Genomic DNA, 17115 nt, shown 5'->3' on the forward strand with positions numbered 1-17115 from the left:
GTGAAAGCCCGATCGGCTTGTGCAATCGCCGCATTTACCGCGCTGCCTAAATATCGCGCCCTGAAGCGCAAAACCTTGGCCCCGCCAGCCAGATATGGTATTCGGGGAACCGTTTCCTGATCGCCACTCGTGACCGTCCGCACGCTGAATGAAGGCCGCGGCGGTGGAGATATTGCCCTATGACCACTTCGGCCCAAATCGGCTCCGCGCCCGACTCGTTCTTCTCCGCCTCGCTTGCGCAGGCCGATCCGGAAATCGCCGAGGCGATCAAGGGTGAACTCGGTCGCCAGCGTCACGAGATCGAGCTGATCGCGTCTGAAAACATCGTCAGCAAGGCGGTGATGGAAGCGCAAGGCTCGGTGATGACCAACAAATATGCCGAGGGCTATCCGGGCGCGCGCTATTACGGCGGCTGCGAATTCGTTGATATCGCCGAGACGCTGGCGATCGAGCGCGCCAAGAAGCTGTTTGGCGCGCAATTCGCCAATGTGCAGCCGAATTCCGGCAGCCAGATGAACCAGGCCGTGTTCCTGGCGCTGCTGCAGCCGGGCGATACCTTCATGGGTCTCGACCTCGCAGCCGGTGGCCATCTCACCCACGGCTCGCCCGTCAACATGTCCGGCAAGTGGTTCAAGCCGGTGCACTACACCGTGCGCAAGGACGATCAGCTGCTCGACATGGATGCGATTGCGAAGCAGGCGGAAGAGGTGAAGCCGAAGCTGATCATCGCCGGCGGCTCGGCCTATTCGCGTTCGTGGGACTTCAAGCGCTTTCGCGAGATCGCCGACAGCGTCGGCGCCTATCTCCTCGTCGACATGGCGCACTTCGCCGGTCTCGTCGCCGGTGGCGTCCATGCCTCGCCGGTGCCGCACGCCCATGTCACCACGACGACCACGCACAAGTCGCTGCGCGGCCCGCGCGGTGGCCTGATCCTCACCAATGACGAGGCGTTGCACAAGAAGCTGAACTCGGCGATCTTCCCGGGTCTGCAGGGTGGTCCCTTGATGCATGTCATCGCGGCCAAGGCCGTGGCCTTCAAGGAAGCGTTGCAGCCGGACTTCAAGGTCTATGCGAAGAACGTCGTCGAGAATGCCAAGGCGCTGGCCGAAACCCTGCGCGCGCAGGGCTACGACATTGTCTCGGGCGGCACCGATAACCACCTGATGCTCGTCGACCTGCGCCCGAAGGGCCTGAAGGGCAACGTGTCGGAGAAGGCGCTGGTGCGCGCCGGCATCACCTGCAACAAGAACGGCGTGCCGTTCGATCCTGAAAAGCCGTGGATCACGTCGGGCATCCGTCTCGGTACGCCTGCGGCGACCACGCGTGGTTTCGGCATTGCCGAATTCAAGGCGACCGGCGAGATGATTGCCGAAGTGCTGAGCGCGGTGGCGCAGTCCGGCGACGGCAGTGCGCCGCTGGTCGAAGCGGCCGTGAAGGAGAAGGTCAAGGCGCTGACGGATCGTTTCCCGATCTATCAGTAAGGTTTGCCTATCGGTAAGGCTTACGATGAGAAGGCCTGCGCGGTCAGAAGGTCGCGCAGGAACGAGTGTCTGGAAGGTTGCTGGGAATGCGCTGTCCGAACTGCAATAGCCTCGATACGCAGGTGAAGGACTCGCGTCCCGCGGAAGATTCCGCCGTGATCCGCAGGCGGCGCGTGTGCGTCGCCTGTAATTTCCGTTTCACCACCTTCGAGCGCGTGCAACTCCGCGAGCTCACGGTAATCAAGCGCAACGGCCGACGCGTGCCGTTTGATCGCGACAAGCTGGTCCGCTCGCTGTCGATCAGCCTGCGCAAGCGTCCGGTCGATCCAGAGCGCGTTGAAACAATGGTCTCGGCCATCGTGCGTGAGCTGGAAAGCGGCGGCGAGGCGGAGATTTCGTCGGAGACCATCGGCGAGATCGTGATGGAGCATCTGCGCGGACTCGACGATGTCGCCTATGTCCGCTTTGCTTCGGTTTATCGCAATTTCCGCGAGGCGAAGGATTTCGAGGCGGTGCTCGGTGAGTTGAATTCCGAGGATGACGACCGACCGGTGGTCGTCCGAAAATGATCTTCCGCATCCTGGAAGATCAATACGCGCAAAAGTCCCAAGAGGCGAAAGCCACCGATCTGCGCTTCATGCAGCTGGCGCTGACGCTTGGCAAGCGCGGGCAGGGGCGTACTTGGCCCAATCCCGCGGTCGGCGCGGTGATCGTCAAGGATGGCGTGATTATCGGCCGCGGCTGGACCCAGCCCGGCGGCCGTCCCCATGCTGAACCCGTCGCGCTGGCGCAGGCCGGCGACGCGGCGCGCGGCGCCACGCTCTATGTGACGCTGGAGCCGTGCTCGCATGTCGGCAAGTCGCCGCCTTGCGCCGATGCGATCATCGCTGCCGGCGTCGCGCGCGTCGTTGCGGCCATTGAAGATCCCAATCCGGACGTGGCAGGCCAGGGTCATGCGCGGTTGCGCGCGGCCGGCATCAGGGTCGATGTCGGGCTCTGTGCAGAGCAAGCGGCACGCGATCACGCCGGGCATTTTCGGCGTATCCGCGACAAGCGCCCGCATGTCGTGCTGAAGCTCGCGGTATCGCCGGACGACAGGATCGCGGCAGCCGGTCGCAAGCCCGTCGCCGTCACCGGCGAGATGGTGCGGTCGCGCGTGCATTTGCTCCGTGCGCAATGCGATGCGGTGCTGGTCGGCATGGGCACCGTCATCGCTGACGATCCCGAACTGACCTGTCGTCTGCCCGGCATGATGAAACGCTCGCCGGTGCGCGTCGTGCTGGACCGCGCATTGCGCATGTCCGGCAACAGCAGACTGGTGCATTCGGCCCGCACGACGCCGCTCTGGGTGATGACATCGAACCTGTCCGAGGCGCCCGCCGCGATGGCGCTGGGCGCCGCCGGCGCGCAGGTGCTGCGTGTGCCGACTACGACGTCACCGCCACCGGGGTTGGATTTGCTGGCCGCGCTGCAGTGTTTGGCAGAGAAGGGCATCACCAGGCTTTTGGTGGAAGGCGGGTCCAAAGTCGCGTCGTCTTTCGTGGCGGCAGGGTTGGTCGATGAAGTCTGGCTGTTTCGCGGAGCAAAACCGATCGGCGATGACGGCATTGCCGCGCTGGACGCATTGCCGCTATCGGCGATCACCGGGTCGCGGGATTTCGTGCAGCGTGCTAGCGAGACGATCGAGAACGACATTCTGACAATCTACGAAAGAAGCTAATGTTCACCGGCATTGTCACCGATATCGGCGAGATCGAGAGCCTGCAGCAGGTGGCGCAGGGGCAACTGCATCGGCTGCGCATTCTCTGCGACTACGACCAGACCACCATCGCCGATGGCGCCTCGATCGCCTGCAATGGCGTCTGCCTCACGGTGGTCGGCTCTGGCGTGGCCAGCGGCAAAACCTGGTTCGACGTCGATGCCGCAGCGGAGACGCTGGGCATGACCACGGCGAAGCACTGGAAGCTCGGCACCCGGCTCAATCTAGAACGCGCGCTGAAGATCGGTGACGAGCTCGGCGGCCATATCGTCGCCGGTCATGCCGACGGCATCGCCACCATCGTGTCGCGCGAGAATCTGCCGGATATGGCGCGGATCACTTTCCGCACGACTCGCGAACTGGCGCGCTTCATCGCCACCAAGGGCTCGATCACGCTCGACGGCGTGTCGCTGACCGTGAATACCGTCGACGACGTGCAATTCGCCGTACTGATCATTCCGCACACGCTGAGCGTCACCACGCTGGGCAACGCGTGGGAAGAGGGCGCCGAGGTCAATATCGAGGTGGACCTGATGGCGCGCTACGCGGCGCGGCTCAGCGAGATGAAATAGTCCGCGCCTCGATCAGCCCTTGGCATATGGCGCCGCTGCGCCTAAAACCCTGCGCAATCAATCAATTCTCCCAATTTTCGATGGAATACCGATGGCAGACGCGCGACGCGCTCATTTGCAGGACCAGACCGACATCACGGGCGCGCGCGTCCTGATCGTCGAGGCGCGGTTCTATGACGACATTCAGGATGCACTGTTGGAAGGGGCGATCGTTGAGCTGAAGGCGGCTGGCGTCACCCATGACGTGCTGACGGTACCCGGTGCGCTGGAAATCCCGGCTGCCATCGCCATCGCGGTCGATGCTGCCGCAAAAACCGGCAAGCCTTACGAAGCGGCAATTGCGCTGGGCTGCGTGGTGCGCGGCGAGACCTTCCATTTCGAGATCGTCTCGATGGAATCCTCGCGCGGGTTGATGGATCTCGCCGTCGATCTTCGCCTGCCGCTGGGTAACGGCATTATCACGGTGAATACCGACGAGCAGGCTTGGGCACGTGCGCGCGCCGGCGAACTGAACAAGGGCGGCGATGCGGCTCGCGCGGCATTGTCCGTGCTGCGCATCAAGCGCCGTCTGGCGAAGGCCTGAGTCCAATGGCTGACAAGAAAGCGTCTGAGAAAAAAACGGCTGACAAGAAATCGTCAGACCAGAAAGTCGACCTCAAGAAGGCCGTCCCGAAAGGCGATCGCAAGGCCAACCGCCGCGGGGCCGCGCGTCTCGCTGCCGTGCAGGCGCTGTATCAGATGGATGTCGGCGGTGCGGGCATCAACGACGTCTTCGCCGAGTTCGAGAGCTTCTGGCTCGGCAGCGAGATCGAGGGCGACCAGTATCTCCCGGCCGAAGAAGCGTTCTTCCGCGACATCGTGTCTGGCGTGGTGCGCGACCAGAACAAGCTCGATCCGCTGATCGACGATGCGCTCTCCAGGGGCTGGCCGCTGCAGCGCATTGAGGCGATCCTCCGCGCGGTGATGCGCGCCGGCGCCTATGAGCTGGAACATCGCAAGGACATTCCCGGCCGTGTCGTGGTGTCGGAATATGTCGACGTCGCGCACGCTTTCGTGGAAGGCGACGAGACCGGCATGGTCAATGCGGTGCTCGATCAGATCGCCCGGCAGTTTCGCAGCGAAGAGTTTTCGCGCTAACGGCCTTTCCTCCGTCATTGCGAGGAGCCCTTGCGACGACGCAATCCAGCCTTCGCTTGTTGCTTCTGGATTGCTTCGCTACGCTCGCAATGACGTGCAGAGGGCCGTGCGAAATGAGTAGGGAAACAACCTCCGGCGAAGACACCCTGATCGCGCGCTACTTCAAGCCGCTCGCGACTGATCCTGGTGCGTTCGGGCTGACCGACGACGCTGCGGTGCTCAAGGCTGACGGTGAGGACATCGTCGTCAACACCGACGCCATTGTCGAAGGCGTGCATTTCCTGCCTGACGATCCCCCCGACACCATCGCGCGCAAGGCGCTGCGCGTGAATCTCTCCGACCTCGCCGCCAAGGGCGCGACACCGGCCGGCTTCATGCTGACGCTGGCACTGCGGACGCATGACGAGGCGTGGCTGGCCGAGTTTGCGCGCGGTCTCGGCGAGGACATCGCGACATTCGGCTGCGCGCTACTCGGCGGCGATACCGTTTCGACGCCAGGGCCGCTGATGGTCTCGGTCACGGCCTTCGGTCGCGTGCCGGAAGGCCGCATGGTCAGGCGTCATGGCGCTACGGAGGGCGACCGCGTGGTCGTGAGTGGCACGATCGGCGATGCCGCGCTCGGCCTTGGGGTTCTGAAGGGCGGCGCGGTGGCAACGACGCTGGCCGGTGACAGCAACGCGCGTGCTGCGCTCGTGACGCGCTACCGCGTTCCGCAGCCGCGTCATGCGCTTGCTCTGGCCGTCCGTGAATTCGCGACGGCCTCGATGGACGTCTCCGACGGACTGGCCGGTGATCTCGCCAAGCTCTGTGGCGTGTCGGGCGTGTCAGCGGTCATCGATGCGCCGGCCATTCCTCTGTCGGCCTCGGCGAAGGCGCTGCTGGATCGCGGCGTGATCGGTCTCGAAACCCTGGTCGCCGGTGGCGACGACTACGAAGTCCTCTGCACCATTCCCGAGAATCGCATGACGGCCTTCACGCAGGCCGCACAGCAAACGGGCGTGCTGGTCACTGTCATCGGGACGATTGTTGCAGGTGCGTCGTCGCCGCGCTTCGTCGATCAGGCGGGCAGGGACATTGTCTTGAAGCGGCTGTCCTACAGCCACTTCTGAGACTTTAGTACAGGTTGCGCCATTCCCGGCGATCTCTCTACATCTCCTCCAAAATTCGCGCTTTAGCTGCGTGAGCGGCGTTGCACGGCGATACCGATTTTGCCATGCTCATCAAACGAGAGGCCGTCCTCACGTGCTGGGCAGGCCTCCTTTTTATGCGCCATTAAACAAGGCGCCGGGCAGGAAGGACTGAGGCAGATTCCATGACAGCATTGTGGGTGATCGTGCTCTGCGGGGCACTGTCGATCGTTTACGCGATCTGGGCGACGAGTTCTGTGTTGAAGGCCGATGCGGGTAACGCACGGATGCAGGAAATTGCAGAGGCCGTGCGGGAGGGCGCACAGGCCTATCTGAAGCGACAATATCTCACCATCGGTATCGTCGGCGTCGTGATCTTCGCGCTGCTGGCTTACTTCCTGGGCATGCTCGTTGCCTTCGGCTTCCTGATCGGAGCCGTGTTGTCGGGCGCAGCTGGCTTCATCGGCATGAACGTCTCGGTGCGCGCCAATGTCCGCACCGCGCAGGCGGCGACGATCTCGCTGGCTGGCGGCCTCGAACTCGCCTTCAAGGCGGGGGCCATCACCGGCATGCTGGTGGCGGGTCTGGCGCTGCTCGGCGTCACCATCTACTTCGCCTATCTCACGCATACGCTGGGGCTTGCTGCCAACAGCCGCACCGTGATCGATGCGCTGGTGGCGCTCGGCTTCGGCGCGTCGCTGATCTCGATCTTCGCGCGTCTCGGCGGCGGCATCTTCACCAAGGGCGCTGACGTCGGCGGCGATCTCGTCGGCAAGGTCGAAGCCGGCATTCCCGAAGACGATCCGCGCAACCCGGCGACCATCGCGGACAATGTCGGCGATAATGTCGGCGACTGCGCCGGCATGGCTGCTGACCTGTTCGAGACCTATGCGGTGACCGCGGTCGCCACCATGGTCCTCGCCGCGATCTTCTTCGCGACGTCGCCATTGCTGGTCAACATGATGACGCTGCCGCTCGCCATTGGCGGCATCTGTATCCTCACCTCGATTGCCGGCACCTTCTTCGTCAAGCTCGGTGCCAGCCAGTCGATCATGGGCGCGCTGTACAAGGGCCTGATCGCCACCGGCGTGTTGTCATTGTTCGGCGTTGCCGCCGTGATCTACTGGCTGATCGGTTTTGGTCCGCTGGCCGGCGTGAAGTATACGGGGCTGGCGCTGTTCGAATGCGGCGTCGCCGGCCTCGTCGTCACGGCGTTGATCATCGTGATCACCGAATACTACACCGGCACCGACTATCGGCCGGTGAAGTCCATCGCGCAGTCGTCGGTCACCGGCCACGGCACCAATGTGATCCAGGGTCTGGCGATCTCGATGGAGTCGACGGCGGGTCCGGCGATCGTCATCATCGCCGGCATTCTCGTTACCTACAGCCTCGCGGGTCTGTTCGGTATCGCGATTGCCACCACGACGATGCTGGCGCTGGCCGGCATGATCGTGGCGCTCGACGCCTTCGGTCCGGTCACCGACAATGCCGGCGGCATTGCCGAAATGGCCGGTCTGCCGAAGGAAGTCCGCAAGGCCACCGACGCGCTCGACGCGGTCGGCAACACCACCAAGGCGGTCACCAAGGGGTATGCCATCGGTTCGGCGGGCCTGGGCGCACTGGTGCTGTTCGCGGCTTACAATGAAGACCTCAAATTCTTCATCGCCAATGCTGCGAAGTATCCGTACTTCAAGGATGTGCTGCCGGACTTCTCGCTGACCAATCCCTATGTGGTGGTCGGTCTGCTGTTCGGCGGTCTGCTGCCTTACCTGTTCGGTGCGATGGGCATGACGGCCGTGGGCCGCGCGGCTAGCGCCATCGTCGAGGAAGTGCGTCGTCAGTTCCGCGAGAAGCCGGGCATCATGCAGGGCACCGACAAGCCGGATTACGGCCGCGCGGTGGATCTGCTGACCAAGGCAGCGATCAAGGAAATGATCATCCCGTCGCTGCTGCCGGTGCTGTCGCCCATCGTCGTCTACTTCATCATCTATGCGATTGCCGGCGGCGGCGCCGTCGGCAAGTCGGCGGCGTTCTCGGCGGTCGGCGCGATGCTGCTCGGCGTGATCGTCACGGGTCTCTTTGTGGCGATCTCGATGACCTCGGGCGGCGGTGCCTGGGACAATGCCAAGAAGTATATCGAAGACGGCCACTTCGGGGGCAAGGGCTCCGATGCCCATAAGGCTGCGGTGACCGGCGACACCGTCGGCGATCCCTACAAGGACACGGCAGGGCCCGCGGTGAACCCGATGATCAAGATCACCAATATCGTGGCGCTGTTGTTGTTGGCGATTCTCGCGCACTAGACGGCCGAGAGCACGAATGCAAAAATCCCGCGGCGCAAGCCGCGGGATTTTTCGTTGTTCGTTTGATCAGGTAGGACCACATGCAGCCGTTGCCCCATGGTCGGGTTCGTTTTCGTTACTGTCTCGCAGCCATCGGGCTGTTTGTTGCTTGCAGCGCCCCAGCCACGGCCGCCGAGCAATGCCCGGTCTCCGAGGCCGCCATCACGAAAGCGGGTGGGCTTGCCAATGCCGTCACCGCCGCGATGAAGACCGAGTTCAGCTGCGAGGGAGCGTACCGATTGCTCGAACTCTGTCAGCTCGGCTCGTCCGGCGACAATGCGCTCTCGGACATCGTGCTGTCGAAATGCGAGCCGCGCTTTTTGCCCAAGGCAGTCGCCGCCACGAAGGCCGCCTACGAAAAAGCGCGAGCGAAATGCAACAAGATCGCGGAGAAGAACGAGGGCTCGATGTATCAGGGGCAGGCCGCGGTCTGCATCGCGCGCTCCGGGCGGGATTTTGCGCGGAAATATGGGACAAAGAGCTAGACTGCTTGTGGCGAAGTGCATCGGCGCATACGAAAACAAAAAGCCCCGCGATGTAATCGCGGGGCTTTTTGTTGAGATGATCAGGCTTACGCCGCGTCGCTCTTCTTGCCGTCCTGGATCGCCTGCCAGATGCGCTCGGAGGTCAGCGGCATGTCGATATGGGTGACGCCGTAGTCGCTGAGCGCATCGACCACCGCATTGACGATGGTGCAGAGCGAGCCCGCGCAACCGGCTTCGCCGCAGCCTTTGGTGCCGAGCGGATTGGTCGTCGCCGGCGAGGGATGATCGCCGACCAGCATGCGCGGAATGTCGCCGGCGCGCGGCATCGCATAGTCCATGAATGAGCCGGTGATGGGCTGGCCCGATGCGTCGTAGCTGACCTTCTCCATCAGCGCCTGGCCGATGCCTTGCGCCACGCCGCCATGCAACTGGCCGGCGACGATCATCGGATTGACGATGGTGCCGAAGTCGTTGACCGCCGCGTAATTGACGATGGTCAGCACGCCGGTGTCGGGATCGATCTCGACTTCGGCCACATGGCAGCCGTTCGGGAAGGTCGAGGGCACGTCCGATGAGGTGTGGTCGACATCGAGCGAGGAGGGCACGCCCTCAGGCATCTTGCCCTCGCGCACACGCTGCGACAGTTCCATGATGTCGATGGAGCGGTCGGTGCCAGCGATGGTGAAACGGCCAGCCTTGAATTCGATATCGGCTTCGGACGCTTCCATCAGATGCGCGGCGGCGGCCTTGCCCTTGGTAATCACGAGATCCGAGGCTTCGACGATGGCCTGGCCCGATGCGGTGATCGAGCGTGAGCCGCCGGTACCGTTACCCATGCGGACGAGGTCACTGTCGTTCTGCTCCAGACGAATGGCCTCGAACGGCACGCCGAGCTGTGCCGACAGCACCTGCGCAAACGGCGTGGCATGGCCCTGGCCGTAATCCAGGGTGCCGGTGGTCAGCGTCACGGTGCCGTCTTCGCCGAAGGTCAGCTTGCCGAGCTCGCCCGATGGTGGCGCGGTGACTTCGAGATAGGAGCCGACCGCGATGCCGCGGAGCTTGCCGTTCTTGCGGCTGTCCTTCTTGCGTTTGGCGAAGCCGGCGTGATCGGAGATTTCCAGCGCCTTGTCGAACACGCCCTGGAAATCGCCGCTGTCATAGGTGACGCCGGAGGCGGCCGCGAAGGGCAGTTGCGATGGCTTGATGAAGTTGCGCTTGCGCAGCGCAAAGCGGTCGATGCCCATCTCGTCGGCAGCGCGGTCGATCAGCCGCTCCATGAAGTAGTTGGCCTCGGGGCGGCCGGCGCCGCGATAGGCGCCCATCAGCGTGGTGTTGGTGAGCACGCACTTAATGTCCACCGACAGGAGCGGCGTCTTGTAGACGCTGGCGAGGTTCTTGCCGGTGTTGAGCGATAGCGGGCTCGGCGACACGCCGGTGATGTAGGCGCCGAGATTGCCGTAGCCCTTGAGACGCACCGCGAGAAACTTGCCATCCTTGTCGAGCGCGAGTTCCGCGTGGATGTCCTGGGCGCGGCCGTGGCTGTCGGAGAGGAAGCTGGACGAACGTTCGTCCAGCCACTTCACCGGCTTGCCCAGTTCCTTCGCCGCATGCAGCAGGCAGATATATTCGGGGTAACTGATGTTCTTCATGCCGAACGATCCGCCGACATTGCCGGTCAGGATGCGGACCTTGTCGGGCGCGACGTTGAGCTGCTTGGCCAGCGTGTTGCGGTTGCCGGCGACGCCCTGGGTCGGCACCTGGATCACATAGCGGCCGCCGGATTTCTCGTAAGTCGCGAGGGCGCAGCGCGGTTCCATCGACACCACGGCGACGCGGGTGTTCTCGATGTCGAGTTTGGTGACATGCGCGGCGGATGCAAAAGCGGCCTCAACGGCTGCGGTGTCGCCATAGTGATAATCGAGCGCGACGTTATTGGGGATGTGATCATAGAGCTGCGGCGCGTCGGGCTTCGTTGCGGCCTCGCAGTCGGTGACGGCGGGCAGGGCATCGATATCGAGCACGACGGCCTCGGCGGCATCGCGCGCCTGTGCGACTGTTTCAGCCACCACGAAGGCGACGGGGTCGCCGACATAGCGCACCTTGTCGGTCATCAGCGCATGGCGATTGGTCTGGAACAGCGGGCTGCCGTCCTGGCTCTTCAGCGGTAGGCCGCAGGTAAAGGGGCCGTAATGGGCGGCTTCGAGGTCTTTGCCGGTCCAGACGCCGTGGACGCCGGGCATCGCCCGGGCAGCCTCGGTATCGATGCCACGGATCACGCCATGGGCGTGGGGACTGCGGACGATCCAGGCATAGAGCTGGCCGGGCAGGTTGAAATCGTCGGTGTATTTGCCCTTGCCGCGGACGAGGGTGTCGTCTTCCTTGCGCCGCACCGGCTGTCCGACCCCGTATTTCTGCATGGCGATGGCGTTGTCGACGGGCGAGCCGGTAAAATCTTGCATGGTGAATCCATCAAATGTGGATGATTCCAGGATGCCGCGCGGTTCCGCGCCCCTGTGAGCCCCTCAGATAAGGCAGTGTTAGCTGTACGACAACGGACGATTGGACATGGGGCTGCGCCAAGGTTGCGCTGATCCTGTGCCCTGCTAAACTTTCCGTGAAAGATATTTCCATGTCGGCCCCTCGGGTCGCGGAAAGACAGATTGAATGGATGATGACACGCGGCTTCGCACCGGCCCTGGGCCGGGCGAGGGTGTGCAGGGCGAAAGCTTGCGAGGATTGGTTGCGGCAATGGTCGACGGCGCGCGCGAGCCTGCATGTGCCAACACCTATGCCGCGCTCGATCTCGGAACCAATAATTGCCGCCTGCTGATCGCCTGTCCCACGGGCGACAGTTTTCGCGTGGTCGATTCGTTTTCACGGATCATCCGGCTGGGCGAGGGCGTCTCGACCTCCGGCGTCATCAGCGAGGCTGCGATTGCCCGGGCGATCTCGGCGCTCAGCATCTGCCGCGACAAGATACGCGCCCGTGACGCGCAGCGGCTGAGGCTGATCGCGACCGAAGCGTGCCGTGCGGCCTCGAATTCGGATGTGTTTCTCGACCGGGTGGCGCGCGAGACCGGCATCACGCTGGAGATCATCGATCGTGAGACCGAAGCCGCCCTGGCCGTGATCGGCTGTTCGCCGCTGATCGACCCGCATGGGCGCGGCGCCATCCTGTTCGATATCGGCGGCGGTTCGTCGGAGCTAGTGCGTATCGAGCGCGACCCGACGGATCCCAATGGCAAGCCGCTGATCAAGGCGTGGATGTCGATCCCGCTCGGCGTGGTGACGCTGGCCGAGAAGTTCGGCGGCAAGCACGTCACCCGGGATAGCTACATACAGATGATCGCGGAGGTCGCCCAACACGTGGCGCCGTTCGCCGCCGAACATGCCGGCGATCTTGACGGCATGCACATGCTGGGCACCTCGGGTACGGTGACCACGCTGGCCGGCGTCTATCAGGGGCTGCTGCGCTACGACCGACGTCGCATCGATGGCATCTGGCTTAGTAATGCCGAGCTCGACGAGACCATCGCGAAGTTGCTCGACATGACCTATGCGGAACGCGCCGCCAATCAGTGTATCGGCCCCGACCGCGCGGATCTGGTGCTGTGCGGCTGTGCCATTCTGGACGCCATCCGTAACGCGTTCCCGATGCCGCGGCTGCGTGTGGCGGATCGGGGGCTGCGCGAGGGCATGCTGGTGGAGATGATGCGCGAGGACGGCGCGATCCGCGCCTCCTGAGCCTGATTTCCCCGATTCAGAGCGAATATTCGGGTTTCCCGCCACGCCGTGCTAAGGGAAGCGCGAATAGCTGAAAGCAAGCACGAGACCATGGCCAAAGACACCACCGGACGCCTGCGGATCCAGGTCAAGAGCGCCGGCAGAATGAAACTGTCGTCGAAGCTCTGGCTCGACCGTCAGCTCAATGACCCCTATGTGCAGCAGGCAAAGAAGGATGGCCTGCGCTCACGCGCGGCCTACAAGATCATCGAGATCGACGACAAATACCGCTTTCTCAAGCCCGGCCTGTCGGTGGTTGATCTCGGTGCCGCACCCGGCGGCTGGAGCCAGATCGCCGCGCGGCGCGTCGGCTCGGCCGAGGGCAAGGGGCAGGTGGTCGCCATCGATCTTCTGGAAATGCCGGAGATCGTCGGCGTGACCTTCGCCCAGATGGACTTTCTCGATAATGATGCGCCCGACAGATTGAAGGCGATGATGGGCGGCCTCGCCGATGTGGTGATGTCGGACATGGCCGCCAACACCACCGGCCATCGCAAGACTGATCAGCTCCGCATCGTCGGCCTCGTCGAGGATGCTGCGGCTTTCGCTGCCGATGTGCTCAAGCCCGGCGGCACTTTCGTCGCCAAGGTGTTCCAGAGCGGTGCCGACGCCACGCTGATGACGCAGCTGAAGCGCGACTTCGCGACGGTGAAACATGTGAAGCCGGCTGCGAGCCGCAAGGACTCGTCGGAACGCTATGTGCTGGCGATGGGGTTTCGCGGTGTGGCAGGCGATCACCGGCTCGGTGAGCACGATAACTAGCGCAGCCTTGAACGCATGCGCGCGCCGGGCTTTGCCGCACATCACCTGAATGGGTGACGTCAGCCGCCCTCGTCTCGTTAAAGCATGCGGCAGTGAGCTTTCTCACTGTTCAAAACCTCCGATCCCCGGCGCTCGTCACGCCGGGGATTTTTCCGTTGGCGGGTGCGGTACCGGTTCCCGCACGATAGCCTCTTCGGTTGTATTACCCTGAATGGGGTATGTCCGATTGATCATGTGTGAGACCCTCAATATGATGAGGCATTGCACATTGATTAGGTCGTTGCGGATCATGAGGCTTTTTAGGCACTCGTTGCGTTCGGCGGTAGTGCAGGTGTGATGCTGCATGAACGACCAGTCGTTGTTGGATCAGGAGATAGGCAAAGGGGAGACGGACGCTCGGCCTCACGCGCGATTGTTTTCGCTCGTCCTGCTTGGTCAGTTCGCATTGCTGGACAGGCATTCCGGTGCCCGCATACCCGTGACGTCCCGCAAGGCACGCGCATTGCTCGCTTATCTGGCTATGGCGCCGCGTTGCGCGGCCGACCGTGCCACGCTCGCAGCCTTGCTATGGGGCGACAGCGGCGATGATCAGGCCCGGCAGAGTCTGCGGCAGTCGCTGAGCAGCCTTCGTCGTATCCAGGTGAATGGCGACGGACTTCTGCAATCGGATGACGAGACCGTCCGCTTGGCGTGCGAGCTCGTCGATGCCGATTGCCTCAACCTGCTGCAACTGCCGGAGGATGCGGATATTCCCGATCTGATGCGCGTCTGCGCTGCCTATCAGGGCGCGTTCGGGGCCGGATTGGAAGGTGTTGAACCCACATTCGACGACTGGTTGCGTGGCGAGCGCCAGCGCGTGATGGACCGGGCTATCGTCCTGCATGATCGCCTCGTCAAAGCGCTGGAGCGCGACGGGCAGCATCAGGAAGCACTCGTCGTTGCGAATGCGCTTTTGGCCATCAATCCGATCCGCGAGGAAACCCATCGCTTGATCATCGCGCTCGAGGCTGTCATGTCGGGCCGAGCGGCTGCGATGCAGCGCTTCGAGACCTTCCGTCTCTTGCTGCGCGACGAGCTGGCCGTGCGGCCGGAGCCTGCGACGCTCAAGCTGATCGACCAGTTGCGCGATTTGCCGGAGGCCGAGCCGACTGACGAGGTGGGGGGGGCGGTCGCTGGGTCCGAAGTGCCTCGGCCAGGCGGGCCAAACGCGGCGCCACGCGTCAGCCGGCGCGGCGTTCTCCTAGCCGTCGGTGGGCTGTTGACGCTGCTGATCGCGGCCGTCGTCGGCGTTTCCTTATGGGTCTCGCCCGGCGACCGAAGCATCGATGACAAGCGATACGGCCGTGCGTCGGTCTCGCTCGCACCGATCAGCGGCGGAAACGATCCGCGCGGTCAGGACCTGATCCGCGCGCTCGCCAGCGAAGCCTCGCTGGCATTTTCGCGCAACAACAGGGTGACACTCATCGAACTCGCCGGCGCATCGTCTCGGCGGCCGGACTATCGCATCAATTCGCAACTGGTTTCTGCCGGTCAGGCTATGCGTGTCGACGTCAATCTGACGGCCACCGGCAACAACGAAACCCTATGGTCAGGTTCCATTCCTGTGCATGACGGATCGGATACCGGGTTCGCGCGCGAGCTCTACGGATATGTGACCTCCGAGATTGTGCTGCATCAGGCCCGGCTGCTGGCCCAAGCCAGTTCGGTGCCGGCGAAACTCTGGCGTGCCCGCGCCGCACAACTACAAACCCGGCTGGGCGTCGAGGATGCAACGGCAATCGCGTTGTACAAGGAAGTCCTCGCGGAAGACCCGACCAATGTAATTGCGCTGCTCGGGCTATCCGATTGCCTCATTCTGCGGGTGGCACGAAACCAGAGTCCGCAGCGCGCCGAGGATGTTGCTGCAGTCGGCAACCTGTTGATCCGCGTGAAGCCGTTGGTGCCGAACTCGTCCGATATCGCCTTCAAGGAAGGCATGCTGAACAAGCTGCAAGGCAACTTTCAACAGGCGCTGAGCAATTTTGAGCAGTCGGTGCGGCTCGACCCCGCGCATTGGAACGCCGCGGCCCAATATGCCCATGTCATGATCTTCCTCGGCCGGTTGCAGGAGGGCTATCGCCTGATGGAGGCGGCCACGCCCAATTTGCTGCCTGACCTCGGCGCTGCCGAGACGGCCTATATCGCGGGCGAGACAGCTCTGGTCGCAGGTCACTATCCGGAAGCCGCGCAATATCTCGGCACGGCCGTGACCGGCAATCCGACGGTCGGGCGCATCCAGGCGCTGTATGCGGTGGCGTTGTTCCAGGCTAACCGGCTGGACGAAGCCCGTGCCGCAGCAGAAAAGGCCCGGCAGCTCAGCCCGAATTATACGCCGGAGGCGATGGGACAACGCGGGGGGCGCACGGCGGATGCACGCTATGTCGAAGCGCGTAATCAGATGGTCGAGGCATTCCGTGCAGTGCGGGCGCTGAAATAGCGCATTTCCGGCGCTTTCGCGCTGCCTCACAGCACTTTGACGATGGTTTGACGCCGCCACACCTACAGTTCGCGTCATGAACGCAACTCAAATCACCTTCGAACAGGCCTCGCGATCCCTTCTGGACGCGGTGGTGGATCCGTCGCGGTGGACCGCGACCATGGATCTCCTCGCGGAATACGGACGTGCCGCAGGCACCCTCTTGCTACCCGTGAAAGGGAGGGGTCCGGGAACCCCGCATTCGCAGGCTCTGGCCGCAGGGCTGGAGATCTATTACCGCGACGGCTGGCATGAGCGCGATGAGCGGACTCGCGGTCTGCCGCTGATCAAGCAGCAGGGGATTTTCGCGGATCAGGATTTTGCCAGTCCCGACGAGCTGGCGTCGTCGGATTATTATCGGGGTTTCCTGGCGCGTTACGACTGCAACTGGTCGGCGGTGGTCGGCTTTTCCGATCCGATCGACGAATGGTGTCTCGTCTTCGAGCGCGGTGACCGCCACGGTTTTTTTGACCGCGCGGAACAGGACGACCTGGTCCGCTTTTCGGGCCCCCTCGCTCAAGCGGCGGCCCTCGCGCGCAGCCTGTCCTATGCGAGTGCGGTGGGGGCGCTCGACGCCTATCAGAGTATCGGCTGCGCCAGTTTCCTGATCGATCAGGCCGGGCTGGTGGTGCGGCACAATCAGAAGGCCCAGGCCCTGATCGGCAACGGGCTCGATTTGTATCGCCGGGTCTTGCGCTCAACGCATCCGCCGGACAATGCCGGGCTCGAAGCTCTGATCGGATCGCGTCGGCCTGGAAACCCGAGCAAGGCCGCACCGACAAACGTTGCCTTGGTGCATCGTCGTGGCAAGCGGCCTCTGATCATTCGCGCGATCACGCTGGAGGGGCTGGCTGCGTCGATTTTCACGCGTGGCGCGATCCTGTTGCTGGTCTCTGATCCCGATGAGCGCGGTAGGCCGACCGCCCCGGACATGTTGATCAGGGTGTTCGGTTTGACTGACACGGAAGCCGCGCTCGCATTGCATCTGGAGCAGGAAATGCCGCTATCCGACATCGCAACGCGGATGTCGATCTCTGTGGAGACGGCGCGGACCCACCTGAAGCACATTCTGGCGAAAACGCAGACCCATCGCCAGCAGGAGTTCTTGATGCTGCTCCGTCGGCTGACGCCGTGAGGGCAGGGACGTGA

Annotated in this window: 14 protein-coding genes; 13 read left to right on the top strand and 1 reads right to left on the bottom strand. The window is 63.4% G+C overall.

Translation table 11 applies throughout. The features are described 5' to 3' along the window. Positions 1–179: 179 nt before the first annotated feature. From glyA to CIW50_RS16505, 9 genes are all read left to right on the top strand, one after another. On the top strand, positions 180–1481 hold the full coding sequence (gene glyA / locus CIW50_RS16465) for a serine hydroxymethyltransferase (RefSeq protein WP_149532293.1): 1302 nt from the start codon (positions 180–182) through the stop codon (positions 1479–1481). An 86-nt stretch (positions 1482–1567) separates the two neighbouring features. Continuing rightward, positions 1568–2050: a transcriptional regulator NrdR gene (gene nrdR / locus CIW50_RS16470; protein ID WP_116664595.1), complete on the top strand. Its 483-nt coding sequence runs from the start codon at positions 1568–1570 to the stop codon at positions 2048–2050. After that, positions 2047–3201: a bifunctional diaminohydroxyphosphoribosylaminopyrimidine deaminase/5-amino-6-(5-phosphoribosylamino)uracil reductase RibD gene (ribD, locus tag CIW50_RS16475; RefSeq protein ID WP_149532294.1), complete on the top strand. Its 1155-nt coding sequence runs from the start codon at positions 2047–2049 to the stop codon at positions 3199–3201. The genes nrdR and ribD overlap by 4 nt, the downstream gene beginning before the upstream one ends. Next, entirely contained in the window at positions 3201–3812 is a 612-nt protein-coding gene (locus CIW50_RS16480) for a riboflavin synthase (RefSeq protein ID WP_149532295.1), read from the top strand. The genes ribD and CIW50_RS16480 overlap by 1 nt, the downstream gene beginning before the upstream one ends. Before the next feature lie 91 nt (positions 3813–3903). Beyond that, the gene (gene ribH / locus CIW50_RS16485) at positions 3904–4395 is read left to right on the top strand and encodes a 6,7-dimethyl-8-ribityllumazine synthase (protein ID WP_149532296.1); all 492 of its coding nucleotides are present in this window, start codon (positions 3904–3906) and stop codon (positions 4393–4395) included. Positions 4396–4400: 5 nt separating this feature from the next. Further along, positions 4401–4949 carry a transcription antitermination factor NusB gene (nusB, locus tag CIW50_RS16490; protein ID WP_149532297.1) on the top strand — a complete coding sequence of 183 codons (549 nt, stop codon included), beginning with the start codon at positions 4401–4403 and terminating at the stop codon, positions 4947–4949. Positions 4950–5062: 113 nt separating this feature from the next. Next, positions 5063–6058 carry a thiamine-phosphate kinase gene (gene thiL / locus CIW50_RS16495; RefSeq protein ID WP_149532298.1) on the top strand — a complete coding sequence of 332 codons (996 nt, stop codon included), beginning with the start codon at positions 5063–5065 and terminating at the stop codon, positions 6056–6058. A gap of 203 nt (positions 6059–6261) precedes the next feature. After that, positions 6262–8382 carry a sodium-translocating pyrophosphatase gene (locus CIW50_RS16500; RefSeq protein WP_149532299.1) on the top strand — a complete coding sequence of 707 codons (2121 nt, stop codon included), beginning with the start codon at positions 6262–6264 and terminating at the stop codon, positions 8380–8382. An 80-nt stretch (positions 8383–8462) separates the two neighbouring features. After that, positions 8463–8906, top strand: coding sequence for a hypothetical protein (locus CIW50_RS16505; RefSeq protein WP_246664301.1), 444 nt, complete (start codon positions 8463–8465; stop codon positions 8904–8906). 86 nt (positions 8907–8992) lie between these two features. Here CIW50_RS16505 and CIW50_RS16510 read toward each other — a convergent pair whose 3' ends face one another. Continuing rightward, positions 8993–11365, bottom strand: coding sequence for a xanthine dehydrogenase family protein molybdopterin-binding subunit (locus CIW50_RS16510; RefSeq protein WP_149532300.1), 2373 nt, complete (start codon positions 11363–11365; stop codon positions 8993–8995). A 289-nt stretch (positions 11366–11654) separates the two neighbouring features. Between CIW50_RS16510 and CIW50_RS16515 the strand changes: the two genes are divergently transcribed. From CIW50_RS16515 to CIW50_RS16530, 4 genes are all read left to right on the top strand, one after another. Then, complete coding sequence (locus tag CIW50_RS16515; RefSeq protein WP_502707498.1) at positions 11655–12650, top strand: Ppx/GppA phosphatase family protein; 996 nt, start codon at positions 11655–11657, stop codon at positions 12648–12650. A gap of 90 nt (positions 12651–12740) precedes the next feature. Further along, complete coding sequence (locus CIW50_RS16520) at positions 12741–13451, top strand: RlmE family RNA methyltransferase (RefSeq protein WP_068730972.1); 711 nt, start codon at positions 12741–12743, stop codon at positions 13449–13451. Positions 13452–13929: 478 nt separating this feature from the next. After that, a complete protein-coding gene (locus tag CIW50_RS16525; RefSeq protein ID WP_172980353.1) occupies positions 13930–15927 on the top strand; it encodes an AfsR/SARP family transcriptional regulator in 1998 nt (665 codons plus the stop codon). A 76-nt stretch (positions 15928–16003) separates the two neighbouring features. Next, positions 16004–17101: a helix-turn-helix transcriptional regulator gene (locus CIW50_RS16530; RefSeq protein ID WP_149532303.1), complete on the top strand. Its 1098-nt coding sequence runs from the start codon at positions 16004–16006 to the stop codon at positions 17099–17101. Positions 17102–17115 lie beyond the last annotated feature (14 nt).

The organism is Tardiphaga sp. P9-11 (genome assembly GCF_008329525.1).
Taxonomy (GTDB): domain Bacteria; phylum Pseudomonadota; class Alphaproteobacteria; order Rhizobiales; family Xanthobacteraceae; genus Tardiphaga.